This window comes from Aeromonas sp. R5-4, from assembly GCF_040908215.1.
In the GTDB taxonomy this organism is placed as follows: domain Bacteria; phylum Pseudomonadota; class Gammaproteobacteria; order Enterobacterales; family Aeromonadaceae; genus Aeromonas; species Aeromonas veronii.
The window spans coordinates 70807-87956 of record NZ_JBFODG010000010.1 but is presented as its reverse complement, the minus strand read 5'-3'; the positions used below and the strand labels follow the sequence as shown (position 1 = coordinate 87956).

Here is a 17150-nt window from a genome sequence, read left to right as displayed (position 1 = left end):
GTAATGAAAAATGGCAGAACTTAACGAACAGTTCCAAAAAGCATGGGAAGGCTTCGCGGCCGGTGAATGGCAGACCTCTGTCAACACCCGTGACTTCATCCAGAAGAACTACACCCCGTATGAAGGTGACGAGTCCTTCCTGGCTGGCGCGACCGAAGCGACCACCAAGCTGTGGGACAAGGTCATGGAAGGGATCAAAATCGAAAACCGCACTCATGCGCCGGTCGATTTTGATACTGACCTGCCCTCCACCATTACCGCACACGATGCCGGTTATATCGATCAGAGCCTGGAGCAGATCGTTGGTCTGCAGACTGACAAGCCGCTGAAGCGCGCCATCATCGCCAACGGCGGTATCAAGATGGTTAAAACTTCTTGCGAAGTGTACGGTCGTCAACTGGACCCGATGGTCGAGAAGATCTTCACCGAATACCGTAAGACTCACAACCAGGGCGTGTTTGACGTTTACACCAAAGACATCCTGAACTGCCGCAAGTCTGGTGTTATCACCGGTCTGCCGGATGCCTACGGCCGTGGCCGTATCATCGGTGACTACCGTCGTGTTGCCCTGTACGGTGTTGACTTCCTGATGGCCGACAAACTGGCCCAGTTCAAGTCCCTGCAAGCTGACCTGGAAAACGGCGTCAACCTGGAAGCCACCATCCGTCTGCGCGAAGAGATCTCCGAGCAGCACCGTGCCCTGGCACAGATGAAGGTGATGGCTGCCAAGTACGGTTGCGATATCTCCGTACCGGCCAAGAACGCTAAAGAAGCCGTACAGTGGACCTACTTCGCCTACCTGGCGGCAGTCAAGTCCCAGAACGGTGCAGCCATGTCCTTCGGTCGTACCTCCAGCTTCCTGGATATCTACATCGAGCGTGACCTGCAGAAAGGCCTGATCACCGAGCAAGAAGCACAGGAGCTGATGGACCACATGGTCATGAAGCTGCGTATGGTTCGCTTCCTGCGTACTCCGGAATACGATTCACTGTTCTCCGGCGACCCGATGTGGGCGACCGAGACCCTGGCTGGTATGGGCGTTGACGGCCGTACTCTGGTCACCAAGAACAGCTTCCGTATGCTGAACACCCTGTACACCATGGGCCCGTCCCCTGAGCCGAACCTGACCATCCTGTGGTCCGAGAAGCTGCCGGTCGGTTTCAAGAAGTACTGTGCCAAGGTATCCATCGAGACCTCTTCCGTTCAGTACGAGAACGACGATCTGATGCGTCCGGATTTCAACAACGATGACTACGCCATCGCTTGCTGTGTATCCCCGATGATCGTTGGTAAGCAGATGCAGTTCTTCGGTGCTCGTGCCAACCTGGCCAAGACCATGCTGTATGCAATCAACGGTGGTATGGACGAGAAGCTCAAGATCCAGGTCGGTCCGAAAACCGAGATGGTCAAGTCCGAGTACCTCGACTACAACGACGTAATGGATCGTCTGGACCACTTCATGGATTGGCTGGCCAAGCAATACGTTGCTGCGCTGAACATCATCCACTACATGCATGACAAGTACAGCTACGAAGCCTCTCTGATGGCGCTGCACGACCGTGACGTATATCGCACCATGGCGTGTGGTATCGCTGGTCTGTCTGTAGCGGCTGACTCCCTGTCTGCCATCAAGTACGCCAAGGTCAAGCCGATTCGTGACGAAGATGGCGTTGCCATCGACTTCGAAATCGACGGCGAATACCCGCAGTTCGGTAACAACGACGCTCGCGTTGATGATATCGCCTGTGACCTGGTTGAGCGCTTCATGAAGAAGATTCAGAAGCTGAACACCTACCGTGGTGCTGTTGCTACCCAGTCTGTTCTGACCATTACCTCCAACGTGGTATATGGCAAGAAGACCGGTAACACCCCGGATGGCCGTCGTGCCGGTGCTCCGTTCGGCCCGGGTGCAAACCCGATGCACGGTCGTGACCAGAAAGGTGCTGTTGCTTCCCTGACTTCCGTAGCCAAGCTGCCGTTCGCTTACGCTAAAGATGGTATCTCCTATACCTTCTCCATCGTTCCGAACGCACTGGGTAAAGATATGGAAGCCCAGAAAGCCAACTTGGCTGGCCTGATGGACGGTTACTTCCACCACGAATCCAACGTAGAGGGTGGTCAGCACCTGAACGTTAACGTGATGAACCGTGAAATGCTGCTGGACGCCATGGAAAATCCGGAGAAATATCCGCAGTTGACCATCCGCGTATCCGGTTATGCCGTTCGCTTCAACTCTTTGACCAAAGAGCAACAGCAAGACGTCATCACCCGTACCTTCACTGCTTCTCTGTAATCGAGAGATAGTGAGCAAAAACCGGCGCCAAGGCGCCGGTTTTTTTATGCGTGCGATTCAGGGGGAGTAATCATCCCCTGTGAATCGCCTCCAGTTCCATCGCAACCACAACAGTTGTTACTGGGTATTCGAAGAGGATTAAGGGGTGAACAGAGGCGCCATCGCGGGTATCAAGCAATACCCATAAGCCTGTGACTATGGAATCATTCTCTGCCTCTGCCTCTGCCTCTGCCTCTGCCTCTGCCTCTGCCTCTGCCTCTGCCTCTGCCTCTGCCTCTGCCTCTGCCTCTGCCTCTGCCTCTGCCTCTGCCTCTGCCTCTGCCTCTGCCTCTGCCTCTGCCTCTGCCTCTGCCTCTGCCTCTGCCTCTGCCTCTGCCTCTGCCTCTGCCTCTGCCTCTGCCTCTGCCTCTGCCTCTGCCTCTGCCTCTGCCTCTGCCTCTGCCTCTGCCTCTGCCTCTGCCTCTGCCTCTGCCTCTGCCTCTGCCTCTGCCTCTGCCTCTGCCTCTGCCTCTGCCTCTGCCTCTGCCTCTGCCTCTGCCTCTGCCTCTGCCTCTGCCTCTGCCTCTGCCTCTGCCTCTGCCTCTGCCTCTGCCTCTGCCTCTGCCTCTGCCTCTGCCTCTGCCTCTGCCTCTGCCTCTGCCTCTGCCTCTGCCTCTGCCTCTGCCTCTGCCTCTGCCTCTGCCTCTGCCTCTGCCTCTGCCTCTGCCTCTGCCTCTGCCTCTGCCTCTGCCTCTGCCTCTGCCTCTGCCTCTGCCTCTGCTTCTGCTTCTGCTTCTGCCTCTATCTCTCTGAATGCGCAGCTGGGAGGGGTTCTGGTTTAGAGATATGTGTGAAGCTACAAACCCTGCTTGCAGAAACAACAAGGGCTGCACATTGTGCAGCCCTTGTCTCTGGAGAATAGCGGGTTGAGCGTGTCAGCTGGCCCAGGTGATGATGTGATCGATCCATTCACCCGCCTGATCCTCGTGAATGACTTTGCCACGGACGGATTGACCAGCCTGATGCATCGCGGAACGACTGCCGGTCAGCAGAGGATGCCACTCTGGAAGAGCGTCACCTTCAGACAGCAGGCGATATGCGCAAGTTGAGGGGAGCCAGTCATATTCGGCGATCTTGTCATGGGTGATCTGCAGACAGTCAGGCTCTTTTTTGAAACGATTGGCGTAATCAGAGCACTGACAGGTCTTGGTGTTAAGCAAATTGCAGGCGACATTGGTGAAAACCAGTTCGTCGGTATCTTCATCGATCAGCTTGTTGAGGCAGCATTTTCCGCAACCATCGCAGAGGGATTCCCATTCGGATTCAGTCATCTGCTGCAGACTCTTGGTCTGCCAAAAAGGGGCTTGCATCATACCGCTCACTTATTACACCTGATAAAACGCGTGGTTATACCCCTTGTTACCCGGTATTTCAAGGAGAGGGTCACTCCGGGGGGAAAATTGTCGTGATCAGCTCAAATGAATGCAATGACTTTCAGCCTCATCATATTGCTCAAACGGGTTCGCTGGTGGGCAGGAAGTCCCGCAGGTTTGAATACTTGGGCTGCATGATAGTTCAGTTCAGGTTTTATTTTCTGCTTCTTTATCCGTTACATCTTTTGATGTTTGTCTGCTTGCAGCAAGCAGGGTCAAATGATCTCCGATGCCTACCGTCAGGCTGTTGCACGCTTGTCTTTCAAATAAAGCCGCTGGTCACATATTGTTTGCGCCCTTGTCACTGCGACCCGCGGGAGAGCCTACGTAGGCGTTCGTTTTTTGTCTTAATGATTGAGATAGATATCTTGCTCTGCATAGGCCAGCAGAGGTGTGCCGAGGTTAGTCCGTTTCGCGCCAAAGAAGCGGGTGAGTACGCCAGATTGCTGTCCCAGTCGCTGTAGCTTGACGTGATCCAGCTCGATCTGCTCGGGTAGCCAGGTAAATACGGCGGCGCAGTGACCATTGCCCAGACTGCGCTCCAGGGTTTGCTGCCAGTTCTTGATTTTGGGGCTATGTACCACCAGCACTCTCCTGGGATCGATACCTCGCTCTTCCAGACGGCTGACTGTGGGGCGTCCCGGCGGGGCGATCAACAAGATCCAGCCGGTATGAGCCTCCCCAAGCTTTGTCAGCTCGCTCAGAAACTGATCATCAGACTGGATAGTCACACCATAATGAGCCAACTCCGCTTTGCAGGCGGTTCTGGTTGGCCAGGGCTTGCTCATGACACGATTCATCGCAAAGGGCAGTGAGTGCAGGGGCTGGTTCATATATGGGGTTCCTGTATGAATATCCAAGCTGTATGTGCATACAGTAGTTCTATCCTGTGGCAGTGACAAGGTGTTTTTGCTGAAAAATGTGATGGTGTTGGCATGTGTCGTTAGTAAGGTTATGTTTTTAAACACTATTTAATATAAAGCTGGCTGGGTGTTTTTCGTACTATGGACAAACCTTGCGTAACCGCCCATGGTTATACAGGTCATTTACAGGAGGTGCCGCCATGGATATCAGTACCTTGCAACGTCTTGATGCCAACATCTTGCTGGGCATCATCAATGAGAAGCTAAGGCTTGAGTGCGACGGGTTGGAGGAGTTGCTGGCCTATTATGATATGAGTGAAGAGCAGTTGGCAGGGCGTCTGGATCAGATTGGGTACCATTACGATCCATTGAGTAATCAGTTCAAGGCACATCTTTAAGGGTGCAATGATTGCTTCATATTTATACGGTAATTTTTCAGGCACATTGAAACCGGTTTCAATGTGCCGTCTTGCTGCCTATTTTCAGGGATTTTCAAGGCTTGGCAATCTCTGAAAACCTATTCATGCCAGAATATTTTTATTATTTCATTAAGTTTATGATAATAAAGGGAATGTTTGTTTTTGTGTGATCAATTAAAGGAAAGGGTTTTCAAGCTTTTCAGGCTGTTTTTATCGGTTAAAGTGTGACTTGCGTTAACTTTTAATTCTGCCGCTTTAGTTAGTATTCTCACGCCGGTACATATTTTGAGATAACAACAGCGCCGGTCCCGCAAGCGGGATAACAATTTTATTTGTAACGAAGGAATATGGTTTATGGCTACCAAGAAGAAGACAGACCAGGATCTCCAACTGGATAAAGATCAGCTCAAGGCGAGTATCGTGCGTCACCTGCGTTCTACCTTGGGAACAAGCGAACAGAAAGCCTCTCCCGAAGCGTGGTGGAAAGCCACTGCTGCGGCTGTCAATGAACAGGTGTACGAGCGCCTGACCCGCACTCAGCAGACTCATTTCAAGAAAGATACTCGTGCGATTCACTATCTCTCTGCTGAATTCCTGATGGGACGATTGACTTCCAACAACCTGCACAACCTCTCCCTCTACAAGACTTGCGAAGAGGCGCTGGGCGAACTCGGTCTGGAACTGACCGACCTGTGCGAACAAGAGCCGGACATGGCACTTGGCAACGGCGGCCTGGGTCGTCTGGCTGCCTGCTTTATCGACTCGCTGGCCACTCTGAACTATCCGGCGGTTGGTTACGGTATCCACTACGAACACGGGCTGTTCCGTCAGGAAATCCAGGATGGCCGCCAGATCGAGCGTCCGGACTCCTGGCGTGAATATGGCAACCCCTGGGAGATCTGCCGCCCCGAGTCGGTGCAAGAAGTGCCGCTCTATGGCTACGTCGAGACCGTGTTTGGTGATAATGGCGGCCTGAAGAAGGTATGGCACGCCGGTCGCAAGATTAAAGGGGTGCCTTGGGATATTCCGGTGGTCGGTTTTGGCGGTCACACCGTCAACATCCTGCGTTTGTGGGAATCCCGCGCCTCCGAGTTTTTCGACTGGGACGTGTTCAACGCCGGTGGTTACATCGACTCCCAGGCTGAGAAAGCCCAGGCCGAGACCATCTCCAAGGTGCTGTATCCGAACGATGAGACCGATGCAGGTAAAGAGCTGCGTCTGATCCAGCAGTACTTCTTCTGTGCTTGCTCCATCAAGGACATCATGCGCCGCTACAAGCGGGTCCATGGCAGTGACTTCAGCAACTTTGCCGCGCAAATTGCCATTCAGCTCAACGATACTCACCCGACTGTCGCCATCCCGGAACTGATGCGGGTGCTGGTTGACGAGGAAGATCTGAACTGGGATGCCGCTTGGGCTATCTGCTATCAGCTCTTCTCTTACACCAACCACACTCTGCTGCCGGAAGCGCTGGAGAAGTGGTCGGTCAGCCTGTTCGAGAAAGTACTGCCTCGCCATCTGGAGGTGATTTACGAGATCAACGCCCGCTTCCTGAACGAGTTGGTGGAGCCCAAGTGGCCGGGCAACGATGCCATCAAGGCCAAGCTCTCTATCATCGAAGAGGGTGATGTACGCAAGGTTCGCATGGGCAACCTGTGCGTCATCGGTTCGTCCAAAGTGAACGGTGTGGCCGAGATCCACTCCAAGCTGGTGAAGGAAGATCTCTTCCCCGAGTATGCCGAGCTGTGGCCGGAAAAAATGTGCAACGTGACCAACGGGGTGACCCCGCGTCGCTGGCTGCTGGCGTGCAACCCGGAACTGGCTGGCCTCTACAACGAAGTAGTGGGCAAGGAGTGGCCGCTGCAACTGGACAAACTGCGTGGCGTGGTGAAGTTTGCCGACGACAAGGCGTTCCAGCAGCAGTTCATGACCATCAAGCGTCACAACAAAGAGAAGCTGGTCAAGGTCATCAAAGACGAAACCGGTATCGATGTCAGTGCCGAGGCGATCTTTGACGTTCAGATCAAGCGTCTGCACGAGTACAAGCGCCAACAGCTGAACCTCATTCACATCATGGCACTCTATCGTCGTCTGCTGGCCAACCCGGACTATGACATGCATCCGCGCGTGTTTATCTTCGGCTCCAAAGCGGCGCCCGGTTACAAGCTGGCCAAAGACATCATCTATGCCATCAACAAGCTGGCGGATCGGGTCAATAACGATGCTCGTATCCAGGGCAAGCTGAAAGTGGTGTTCATGCCGAACTATCGCGTGAGTCTGGCCGAGAAGCTGATCCCGGCGGCAGATGTCTCCGAGCAGATCTCTACTGCAGGTTATGAAGCATCCGGTACCGGCAACATGAAGATGGCACTCAACGGTGCAATCACCATCGGGACGCTGGATGGAGCCAACATCGAGATCGCTGAAGAGGCGGGTGCCGAAAACTGTGCCATCTTCGGTCTGAACGTGGACGAAGTGAAGTCGCTTAAGGCGCGCGGTTACAACCCGTACGACTTCTATTATGCCAACTCCGAGCTCAAAGCCGTGCTGGACTGGTTTGATACCGACTACTTCACGCCGGGTCGTCCGGGTGAGCTGGCCTCCATCAAGCGCTCCTTGCTGGAAGGGGGAGACCCTTACCTGACCCTGGCGGACTTCCAGTCCTACTCGGATGCACACAAGCTGATCGATACCTGGTATCGGGATCCGGCACTGTGGGCGAAGAAGGCCATCATCAACTCGGCCACCATGGGCAAGTTCAACTCCGACCGCTCTATTCAGGACTATGTGGATCGGATCTGGGATCTGAAGGCCTGCAACATCGGCTAATCGGATTCATAAATGAGAAAACCCCCGCAATGCGGGGGTTTTTGTTTATTGGGGGGAGCTGGATCAGAGGATGTCGCCAACGAAGTAGGCCAGCAGGGCGAGCAACACGGTAAAGACCACGTTCAGAGCCATACCGGCTTTCATCATCTCCCTTTGGCGGATGTGGCCACTGGCAAAGACGATGGCATTGGGCGGCGTGGCGACTGGCAGCATAAAGGCACAGGAGGCACCGATAGCGATCAACACCGACATCACCACAGGTGATACACCCAGCGCCTCGGCGACACCGGCAAACAGGGGAACCAACAGTGCGGCGGTGGCGGTGTTGGAGACCAGCTCGGTCAGGAACACCACGAAGGCGGCCAGCATAAGCAACACAACAAAAATGTTGGCGTTGGAGAGTACGGCCGACAAATGGCTGGCCAGGAATGCGCTGGTACCAGTGGCCTTGAGAATGGCGCTCAAGGTCAGACCGCCGCCAAACAGCATCAGCACGCCCCAGTCGGTGTTCTGGTTGACGTCATCCCAGCTGGCGACACGGCTGACCACGATGGCAACGATGGCGCCCATGGCAATCAGGGTGTCGAGTTGCGGAATACCGCCAAAGGCGTTGGAGATGGGTTGTGAGCCGATCCAGAGCACAACGGTTGTCAGGAAGATTGCCAGCGTCACTTTCCGCTCGCGGGTCCAGTTGATGGTGACATCCTGGATCTCGACGCGGTGGCTGAGACGCGGGCGGGTTACCAGATAGAGCAGGGCAATGCCGCAGGGCATCAGGATCAGCACGACTGGAACACCGAATTTCATCCAGTCAGTGAAGCCAATCCCCATCTGGGCGGCTGCGATGGCGTTGGGTGGGCTACCCACCAGGGTACCGATGCCGCCGATACTGGCGCTGTAGGCGATCCCCAGCAATACGAAGACGAAGGTGGCGCGCTCTTTTTTGCTATCGAGGCGTGCCAGCATACCGATCGCCAGTGGCAGCATCATGGCGGTGGTAGCGGTGTTGCTGATCCACATCGACATGGCGGCTGTGATGGTAAAGAGCAGGATGACGCCCCAACCTAGATGACCATTGGCCAGGTGCATCACCTTGCCTGCCATCAGGGTATCCAGTCCCTGTTTTGAGAGGGCTGCCGCGAGGGCGAAACCGCCAAAAAAGAGGAACAGGATCGGGTTGGCAAAATCGGTGAGGGATTTGCTCATGTCAAACACCCCGAGCACGGTAGCCAGCAGAGGTACCAGCAGCGCGGTGATGGTGACGTGCAGTGCTTCGGTCAGCCAGAGGATGGCGATAAAGACCAGAATGCCCAGCCCCTTGTTGACCATGGGGTCAAACGGGAGCCAGGCGAGCATGGCACAAAGTAGCAAGACATCAAGGATGACGATCCCTGATTTGATGTCCAGCCAGCGAGATGGAGCAGAGGGTACAGCTGATGTGTGCATAATGTTCTCTCGGTTAATTTATGGTTGTTTTTGTGTTGCTGAGGTTACATCCATTCACTTGTTTGAAACAGACTCACATGTTGAAAATCAGCCTCTACTCACATACTCATTGATAAAAATGAGGAAATGAACACATAAATAAAACATGTGCAAAATATAAATCAAACATCCATGAACTGTTCCAGCCACTGCTTGAACATGTTCTTGGGCAAGGAGCCATTTATCTGGTTCACCAGTTTGCCCTGTTTGAAGACCATCAGGGTGGGGATGCTGCGAATGGCGTAACGGGCGGCAATGGTGCTCTGCTGCTCGGTATCGACTTTGACAAAGCGCATCCGTGGTTCGAGTTCATGGGCAACCTCATGAAATACCGGAGCAAACTGCTGGCAGGGGCCGCACCAGCTGGCCCAGAAATCGACCACGACTGGGATATCTGAGTTGATCAGGGTATCGAAGTTATCCGCCTTCCCGAGGCAAGGGGTCTGGCTGAACAGGAGGGCTTTGCAGCGCCCGCATTTGGCAGATGTATCGATATGGGTAACGGGCAGGCGGTTCCTGGTAAAGCAGTGGCTACAATAAGTAGTGATAAATGACATAATTGGTTCCTTCTAAATCAGCTCTGGCCGGGGATATGATGAGAAGCCAGAATGAAGCAATCGCGAAACAATAGCGAAATATCAGAGCAATAACGGTAACACAGTGCCCAGCGGGAGTGGATAATTCCCCCAGGGGTCATTGCCTAACCGGATAATTCAGCGACCACCAGATGAGAGTCGAGACGGGATGAATAAAGGATCACGGAAAAACCGTGCTGTGCCAGGGCTGATCGTTGCCTTGCTGCTCGCCTTTTCGGGCTACTGCTGGCAGTCGCTCAGTCAGCAGCAACAGGCCCACGACCTGAACGACGCGGCCGAGGTGGTGCTGAACCGGATCAACGCCGATACCGTCTATCTGCTTGGGCGGGAGCAGGCCAATGACAGCAATGTCCAGCAGCGCCTGAACCAGTTATCCATCACCCTTGACGGTTTTGTACGGGAAGTCAGAAGCGATCCCGAGCTGCTGCAAGACGATCTCTCCCAGGCACTGCTTGAGGACATGGATAACTATCTGATGGCGCTGGCCAGGCTTCATGCCATTGAGATGGCTATCGAGTACCTCAATGCGCCCCTGCAGGCCCAGATTAAAAAGGTGCGGGGGATAAGCCCGTCAGACAGTGCTCTCCATCGCGACCTGGAGGAGCTGGCGCAACTGAGCAACTATCTGCAGCGCAGTTGGGACAAACGTGAACAGACTACGCTGGACCAGCTGCAACAGCAGTTGCAATCCCGTTATGGCAACTTGCCGGAGATCGCTACCCTGATCCGCCTGAGCAAGGAGATGGGCCAGCAGGTGATTGCCTATCACACCTTGCGTTACCAGCTCATCGACATGCATGTGATCGAGAGTCTGGTGCGCTGGAAACTCGACAAGCTGGAGCGCGCCTCCTCTTTGATGAACCGCTTCTATCTGATGGTGCTGTGCGGGGCTTTGATCTGCTTTGCGCTGGTGGCCTTCACCCTGTGGCGCCGCAACCAGAAGCTGAGCGAGTTGTCGCGCCAGACCGGCTTGCTGGCTCAGGCCAAAAGCGATTTTCTGGCCAACATGAGCCATGAGATCCGCACCCCCATGAATGCCATCATAGGTTTTAGCTCGCTGGCACTGCAGACTGAACTGGATCAACAACAGCGGGACTATTTGGGCAAGATCAAATCCTCATCCGATACCCTGCTGCTGCTGATCAACGACATCCTTGATTTGACCAAGGTGGAGTCAGGCAAGCTGACGTTGGAGGAGATCGACTTCGATCTCAGCGAGCAGCTCGATTCGCTGGCGGGCATGTTTGCCGATCTGGCGGAGCGCAAACACGTGGAAGTGGTTATTCGCAAGTCACCGGAAGTGCCGGTCTTCTTGCGTGGGGATCCCTTGCGATTGGGACAAGTGCTGGTCAATCTGGTGAACAACGCCATCAAGTTTACCGAACGCGGTGAAGTCGAAGTCTGCATCGAGCTGGCCAATCCTCACCCAATGCGGATCCGCTTCAGTGTGCGCGATACCGGCATCGGTATTGCCGAAGAGAAGCAGACCCAACTGTTTCAGGCGTTTACCCAGCTGGAGGCGGGCAATACCCGAAAATATGGCGGCTCGGGACTCGGGCTCAATATCTCCCAGCGGCTGGTGGAGCTGATGGGGGGGCGGATCACCGTAGAGAGTAAGCCTGGCGTCGGCTCTCTGTTCAAGTTCGATATTCCGATGGCGCAGGCGGTCTACGGCGTCGCTGGACGGAAAGTCTTCTTCGAAAACCAGCCGCTGGTGATGGTGATGGATGACAACGAACTGGTGCTGGATCTGGCCCGGGATATTCTGACTCGGGCGGGAGTGCGAGTGCTGCCGGTTAACTCCCTTTCCCGCGCCCGTCAGCTGCTCCGTGAAGAGGGACCGAATCTGCGGTTGGCGATCCTCGACTGGCGCATGGGCCAGGAGGATGGGCTCGATCTGGCGCTGGAGATGTATCAGCACAGCCAGTGGCGGCGGATCCCCATTCTGATGATCAGTGCCTGGGCCAGAGAGGGGTTGCACGCCCGGATGGACAGCATGGGGTTGACCCATTTTCTGCCCAAACCGATGACCGAAAATGCCCTGCTGGCCAAGGTGGACGAGCTGCTCAACGGCAGCTCCTACGAACTCAACCTGCGCAAGGCCGAGGCACAGGGGGATCAGCAACACTTCAAATCCCTGTTGCAGGGTACCCGAGTGCTGTTGGCGGAAGACAACCGGGTCAATCAGCAGCTCATCATCGAGTATCTGCGGCGCGTCGATGCGGTAGTGTGTGTGGTCAGCAATGGTCGGGAGGCGGTGGAGCGGGTCGCAGAGCAGCCTTTTGACGTGATCCTGATGGATTTGCAGATGCCGGTGCTGGACGGGCTCGATGCCACCCGCCAGATCCGCAAGATGGTCGACAAGCACGATGTGCCCATCATTGCCCTCACCGCCAGTGCCATGCCCGGTGACAAGGAACGTTGTCTGGGGGTGGGGATGAATGGCTATGTCACCAAGCCGGTGAGCAAGCTGGATCTCTATAACAACCTGCTGCAGTGGGTAAAGCCGCAAGGGGTGGAGCAGGCGGGGATCATGGAGGTTAAACCGCCGGATATGATCGGGATCCTCGATCTGCAGGATGCCCTCAAGCGGCTGGAGCAGGACAAGGAGGCGTTGCAGATCCTGTTCAAGCTGTTCATGTCGGAACACAAGGACGACCTGTGGGAGATCCGCTCCGCCCTGCGCCGTCAGCAACCCGAGGTGGCCAGCAAGCTGCTGCACACCCTCAAGGGGGTGTCTGCCAATATCTCGGCGGCCCGTCTGCAATTGGTGGCTGGCGAGCTGGAGTGGCGCTTGCGGCAAAACGAGGTGCTAAGCGAGACGGATCTGGAGCAGTTGCAACAGGTCTTTAGCCAGACCCGGGAAGAGGTGTCACACTTCCTGTTGACCGGTGAGCAGCATGAAAATTCGTATAATCCCTATTCATCAGGGGATGATCGCATGTCACAGTGAATTAAATAGTAATTATTCTCAACCATCCCGGTTCGGGATATGATGAGCTTTCGTTCGAATCGCCTCCAGCCGGAGGCGATTGTTTTCATTCTTCTATTTCTGCGTGGCTTCTCTGATGGCTGCTCCTTGGAGCGGTCACGGGCAGAGAGCGCTAAAGGTTGGTGGTGTGAGCGTATTTCTACGATTGAGCTGGTTTTTCAAGGAGCAGTGGCCCCGTTATCTGGCTGCCATCTCCCTGCTACTGATGGTGGCCCTGTTGACCGTTATTCCGCCCAAAGTGGTGGGCTGGGTGGTGGATGGCATCACCAGGGGCGGTCTCGACAATGGTACCCTGATGCGCTATCTGGCGGGGCTGTTTGGTCTGGGTGTGCTGATTTATCTGCTGCGCTACGTCTGGCGGGTGATGCTGTTCGGTGCCTCTTACCGTCTGGCCTATGTGTTGCGCAATCGCCTGTTCAGTCATTTCACCCGGATGAGCCCAGATTTTTATCAGCGCCACCGTACTGGCGATTTGATGGCCCATGCCACCAATGACATTCAGGCTGTGGAGATGACCGCTGGCGAAGGGGTGCTGACCCTGGTGGACTCCATCATGGTCGGGGTATTGGTGCTCTCCATCATGTGCAGCCAGTACTCCTGGCAGTTGACGCTGGTCTCCTTGCTGCCGCTGCCGGTGATGGCCTATTTCATGAACCGCTTCGGCACCCAGATCTACACCCAGTTCAAGGCGGCGCAAGGGGCCTTCTCCAGGCTCAACAACAAGACCCAGGAGGCCCTTTCCGGCGTGCGGGTGTTGAAATCCTATGCGGTTGAATCGCTGGAAGATGAAGGCTTTGCCGAGCTGACCAAACAGGCGGGGGAGCGCAATATGGCGGTGGCCCGCATCGATGCCAAATTCGATCCGGTCATCTATCTCTGTATCGGTTGCTCCTACTTCCTCGCGGTGGCGGGGGGTAGTGTGCTGGTGCTGCGCGATGAGCTGACTCTGGGTGAGCTCACCAGCTTCACCATGTACCTCGGCCAGCTGATCTGGCCGATGTTTGCCATCGCCTGGCTGTTCAACATCATCGAGCGGGGCAGCGCCGCCTACTCCCGTATCGAAAGCCTGCTGGGGGAGCGTAGCGATATCGAAGAGCCCGCCCAGCCGGCCGCGTTTACCTCTGCCTTTCCTTTGCAGATCAAAGGGGTGAGCTATCAACTTGAGCAGCGCACCCTGCTTGCGGATATCGACGTTACCCTCAAGCAAGGGGGGATGCTCGGGGTGGTGGGGCGCACCGGGGCAGGCAAGAGTTCCCTGCTCAAGCTGCTGATGCGCCTTGCCAATCCGACTCACGGTTCGATAGCCATGGGGGGCGTACCGATTGACCAGTTGCCGCTCGCCACACTGCGCAGCCAATTTGCATATGTGCCGCAGGAGCCATTCCTGTTTTCCACCACTATCGCCGCCAATATCGCCCTGGGCAAACCCGATGCGAGCCGCGAGGAGGTCGAACGGGTGGCGCGCATTGCCTGTGTTCACGATGATATTGTGCGTTTCCCCAAGGGCTATGAGACCGAGGTGGGGGAGAAAGGGGTGACCCTCTCCGGCGGCCAGAAACAGCGGCTGGCCATTGCCCGCGCCCTGCTGCTGGATGCGCCCCTTCTGGTGCTAGATGATGCGCTCTCGGCGGTGGATGCCCACACCGAGCAGCAAATTCTGCACGCTCTCAAAGCCCATCGTCGCACCCTGATCCTGGTCAGCCATCGCATGACGGCGGTGGAGCAGGCCGACGAGATCCTGGTGCTGGAGCAGGGGACCGTTAGCGAGCGGGGTCATCACGGTGCCCTGATGGCGCACAATGGCTGGTATGCAGATATGGTGCGTTACCAGCGTCTCGAAGAAGCGGTGGAGGAGAGCCTGTGAATCCGACCATTAAACGACTGCTCGCCTACTGCGCCCAGTATCCTCGCTGGCTTATTCAGGCGGGGATCTGTTTGCTGCTTGCCACCGGCGCCGAAGTGGCCGGACCGCTGCTGATCAAGCTTTTTATCGATGACTATCTGGCGCCACGCAATATCGTGCTGCCCACCATAGCCCTGATTGCAGCGGGCTATCTGGGTTTGCAGGTGCTGTCGGCGGCGGGCTTCTATTTGCAATCCCTGCGCTTCAATCGCATTGCTCAGGCGGTGGTGCAAACTTTGCGCGAGCAGGTATTTGCTACCGCCATCCGTTTGCCGGCCCGCTACTTTGACAAGCATCGCTCCGGCTCGCTGATTTCCCGCATCACCAACGACACCGAGGCGATCATGAACCTCTATGTGCAGGTGATTGGCTTGCTGGTGCAAAAGGTGGTGCTGTTGTGCGGCATCCTCATCTCCATGGCGCTGCTGGATCTGCGGCTGATGCTGGTCTGCTCCCTGCTGCTGCCCGCCGTGGGCGGGGTGATGTGGCTCTACCAGAAACTGAGTGTGCCGGTGGTGCGAGCGACTCGCAGCCTGCTCTCCGACATCAACAGCCGCCTCAACGAGTCGCTGCAGGGGATGCCGGTGATCCAGGCGATGGTGCAGGAGCGCCACTTTGCCAACGCCTTTGCCGAGGTGAACCAGCAGCACTGGTCGGCACGGATCAGGAGCCTCAAGATCAACGGCATTTTGCTGCGTCCGCTTATCGATCTCTTCTACATGATGGTGCTGATCGGTCTGTTGGCGCTGTTCGCCCACGAGGGGGGGAGCCACGCCGGTGCCATTCAGGTGGGGGTGCTCTACGCCTTTATCAGCTATCTGGGGCGGATGATCGAGCCGCTCATCGAGATGACCAACCAGCTTAACCAGCTGCAGCAGGCGATGGTGGCGGGGGAGCGTGTCTTTGCCCTGCTCGATGAAACCCGCGAGAGCACCGATGGCGAGATGATCCCGCTGGAAGGGCGGGTCAGTTTCGAGCGGGTGAGCTTCTCCTACGATGGTGAGCAACAGGTGCTGCGGGAGGTCAGCTTTGCCGCAAAACCGGGCCAGATGCTGGCGCTGGTGGGCCATACCGGCAGCGGCAAGTCCACCATCATCAGCTTGCTGATGGGCTTCTATCCGCTGGATCAGGGGCAGATCCGCTTCGATGAGCACGCACTGGATACCCTGTCGCTGGCGGCTGTGCGCCGCAGCATCGGGCTGGTGCAGCAAGATCCCTTTATCTTCGTCGGCACCCTGGCGGAGAACCTGCGTCTCGGCCGCGCCGGAATAGACGAAGCGCGGCTCTGGCAGGCGTTGAGCGAGGTGCAGTTGGCCGACTTTGTGCGCAGCTTGCCACAGGGGATCAACACCCTGATGGAGGAGGGAGGCAAGAACCTCTCCGCCGGTCAGCGGCAACTGCTCTCCTTTGCCCGCGCGCTGGTGGGGGATCCGCGTATCCTCATTCTGGATGAAGCGACGGCGAGCGTGGACTCCCAGACCGAGCTGGCGCTGTCGCAGGCGATCTCTGCCGCGCGTCGTGGCCGCACCACCATCGCCATCGCCCACCGCCTCTCGACCATCGTCGATGCGGACGAGATCCTGCTACTCTCCCGCGGTCAGGTGAGCGAGCGGGGTACCCATGGTGAGTTGATGGCCCTCGGCGGTCACTATGCCCAGCTGTTCGAGATGCAGAGTCAGGGGGCCTGGCTGGAAGAGAAGCGTGCCTGAGCGGCACATTTGCTGTAACAGCGACATGAGCGAAAAGAGGGAACCGGTGCGGTTCCCTCTGTTTTTTTGGGTTGGGCAAAAGGTCGTAACCGTGATCCCTGTGCTTGTCGAATGGCGCAGATGCAGGCAACATGTTGTTTACATTAACTCATCGGATCAGTTCGCATATGGATTTGCAACGCTTCAAAGCCAATCTGGCGCTCCGGCTGTTTGCCTGGCGCTATATTCCCGTCATCGGGTTTTGTGCCCCGATCATCGAAGAGATGAACGCCAAGGCGCTGCGCATTCGCATTCCCCTTGGCTGGCGTACCCGCAACCATCTGGGCAGCATGTATTTTGGCGCGCTGGCGACCGGCGCCGATCTGGTAGGCGGTCTGCTGGTGATGGAGAAGGGGCGGCAGCGGCGCAAGAAGGTGCACTTCGCCTTCAAGGATGTGCAGGGGGAGTTTTTGAAACGACCGGAGGGGGATGTGCAGTTCGACTGCGCAGCGGGGGAGGAGATTGACGCCATGATCGACGAGTCGCTGGCAAGCGGTCAGCGCATCAATCGCCCCATCCGGGTGGTGGCCACCTGCCCGTCATTGAACGGGGATGAGGCGATGGCGCGTTTTGTGCTGACCCTGTCGATCAAGGCCAGCTAGCGGGTTGC

At 56.3% G+C, this 17150-nt stretch carries 12 protein-coding genes; 8 read left to right on the top strand and 4 right to left on the bottom strand.

The window, feature by feature from the left end; genetic code table 11:
• Positions 1-10 precede the first annotated feature (10 nt).
• Together pflB and AB5Y83_RS03390 are read left to right on the top strand one after the other, a co-directional pair.
• The gene (pflB, locus tag AB5Y83_RS03395; RefSeq protein ID WP_058056933.1) at positions 11-2293 is read left to right on the top strand and encodes a formate C-acetyltransferase; all 2283 of its coding nucleotides are present in this window, start codon (positions 11-13) and stop codon (positions 2291-2293) included.
• A gap of 197 nt (positions 2294-2490) precedes the next feature.
• Positions 2491-3114, top strand: coding sequence for a hypothetical protein (locus AB5Y83_RS03390; RefSeq protein WP_368174706.1), 624 nt, complete (start codon positions 2491-2493; stop codon positions 3112-3114).
• Positions 3115-3207: 93 nt separating this feature from the next.
• Here the strand turns inward: AB5Y83_RS03390 and AB5Y83_RS03385 are convergent, their stop codons facing one another.
• Complete coding sequence (locus AB5Y83_RS03385) at positions 3208-3642, bottom strand: YcgN family cysteine cluster protein (protein ID WP_005352569.1); 435 nt, start codon at positions 3640-3642, stop codon at positions 3208-3210.
• A gap of 410 nt (positions 3643-4052) precedes the next feature.
• The gene (locus AB5Y83_RS03380) at positions 4053-4538 is read right to left on the bottom strand and encodes a cell division inhibitor (protein ID WP_139429787.1); all 486 of its coding nucleotides are present in this window, start codon (positions 4536-4538) and stop codon (positions 4053-4055) included.
• A gap of 230 nt (positions 4539-4768) precedes the next feature.
• Here AB5Y83_RS03380 and AB5Y83_RS03375 point away from each other — a divergent pair, with 230 nt between their 5' ends.
• Together AB5Y83_RS03375 and AB5Y83_RS03370 are read left to right on the top strand one after the other, a co-directional pair.
• The gene (locus tag AB5Y83_RS03375; protein WP_005333612.1) at positions 4769-4966 is read left to right on the top strand and encodes a DUF4250 domain-containing protein; all 198 of its coding nucleotides are present in this window, start codon (positions 4769-4771) and stop codon (positions 4964-4966) included.
• Positions 4967-5341: 375 nt separating this feature from the next.
• Complete coding sequence (locus AB5Y83_RS03370; RefSeq protein ID WP_368174705.1) at positions 5342-7816, top strand: glycogen/starch/alpha-glucan phosphorylase; 2475 nt, start codon at positions 5342-5344, stop codon at positions 7814-7816.
• Positions 7817-7879: 63 nt separating this feature from the next.
• Here AB5Y83_RS03370 and AB5Y83_RS03365 read toward each other — a convergent pair whose 3' ends face one another.
• Together AB5Y83_RS03365 and trxC are read right to left on the bottom strand one after the other, a co-directional pair.
• Positions 7880-9262, bottom strand: a complete 1383-nt coding sequence (locus tag AB5Y83_RS03365; protein ID WP_005333606.1) for a DASS family sodium-coupled anion symporter — start codon at positions 9260-9262, stop codon at positions 7880-7882.
• A gap of 161 nt (positions 9263-9423) precedes the next feature.
• The gene (gene trxC / locus AB5Y83_RS03360; protein ID WP_069555989.1) at positions 9424-9858 is read right to left on the bottom strand and encodes a thioredoxin TrxC; all 435 of its coding nucleotides are present in this window, start codon (positions 9856-9858) and stop codon (positions 9424-9426) included.
• A 187-nt stretch (positions 9859-10045) separates the two neighbouring features.
• Here trxC and AB5Y83_RS03355 point away from each other — a divergent pair, with 187 nt between their 5' ends.
• The 4 genes from AB5Y83_RS03355 to AB5Y83_RS03340 all read left to right on the top strand — a co-directional run bounded on the left by AB5Y83_RS03355 (position 10046) and on the right by AB5Y83_RS03340 (position 17142).
• Positions 10046-12850, top strand: a complete 2805-nt coding sequence (locus tag AB5Y83_RS03355; RefSeq protein ID WP_368174704.1) for a response regulator — start codon at positions 10046-10048, stop codon at positions 12848-12850.
• Between the two features lie 166 nt (positions 12851-13016).
• Entirely contained in the window at positions 13017-14753 is a 1737-nt protein-coding gene (locus AB5Y83_RS03350; RefSeq protein WP_368174703.1) for an ABC transporter transmembrane domain-containing protein, read from the top strand.
• Positions 14750-16501: an ABC transporter transmembrane domain-containing protein gene (locus tag AB5Y83_RS03345; RefSeq protein ID WP_368174702.1), complete on the top strand. Its 1752-nt coding sequence runs from the start codon at positions 14750-14752 to the stop codon at positions 16499-16501. Before AB5Y83_RS03350 ends, AB5Y83_RS03345 begins: the two co-directional genes overlap by 4 nt.
• 167 nt (positions 16502-16668) lie before the next feature.
• The gene (locus tag AB5Y83_RS03340) at positions 16669-17142 is read left to right on the top strand and encodes a DUF4442 domain-containing protein (protein WP_005352552.1); all 474 of its coding nucleotides are present in this window, start codon (positions 16669-16671) and stop codon (positions 17140-17142) included.
• The last annotated feature ends 8 nt before the right edge of the window (positions 17143-17150 follow it).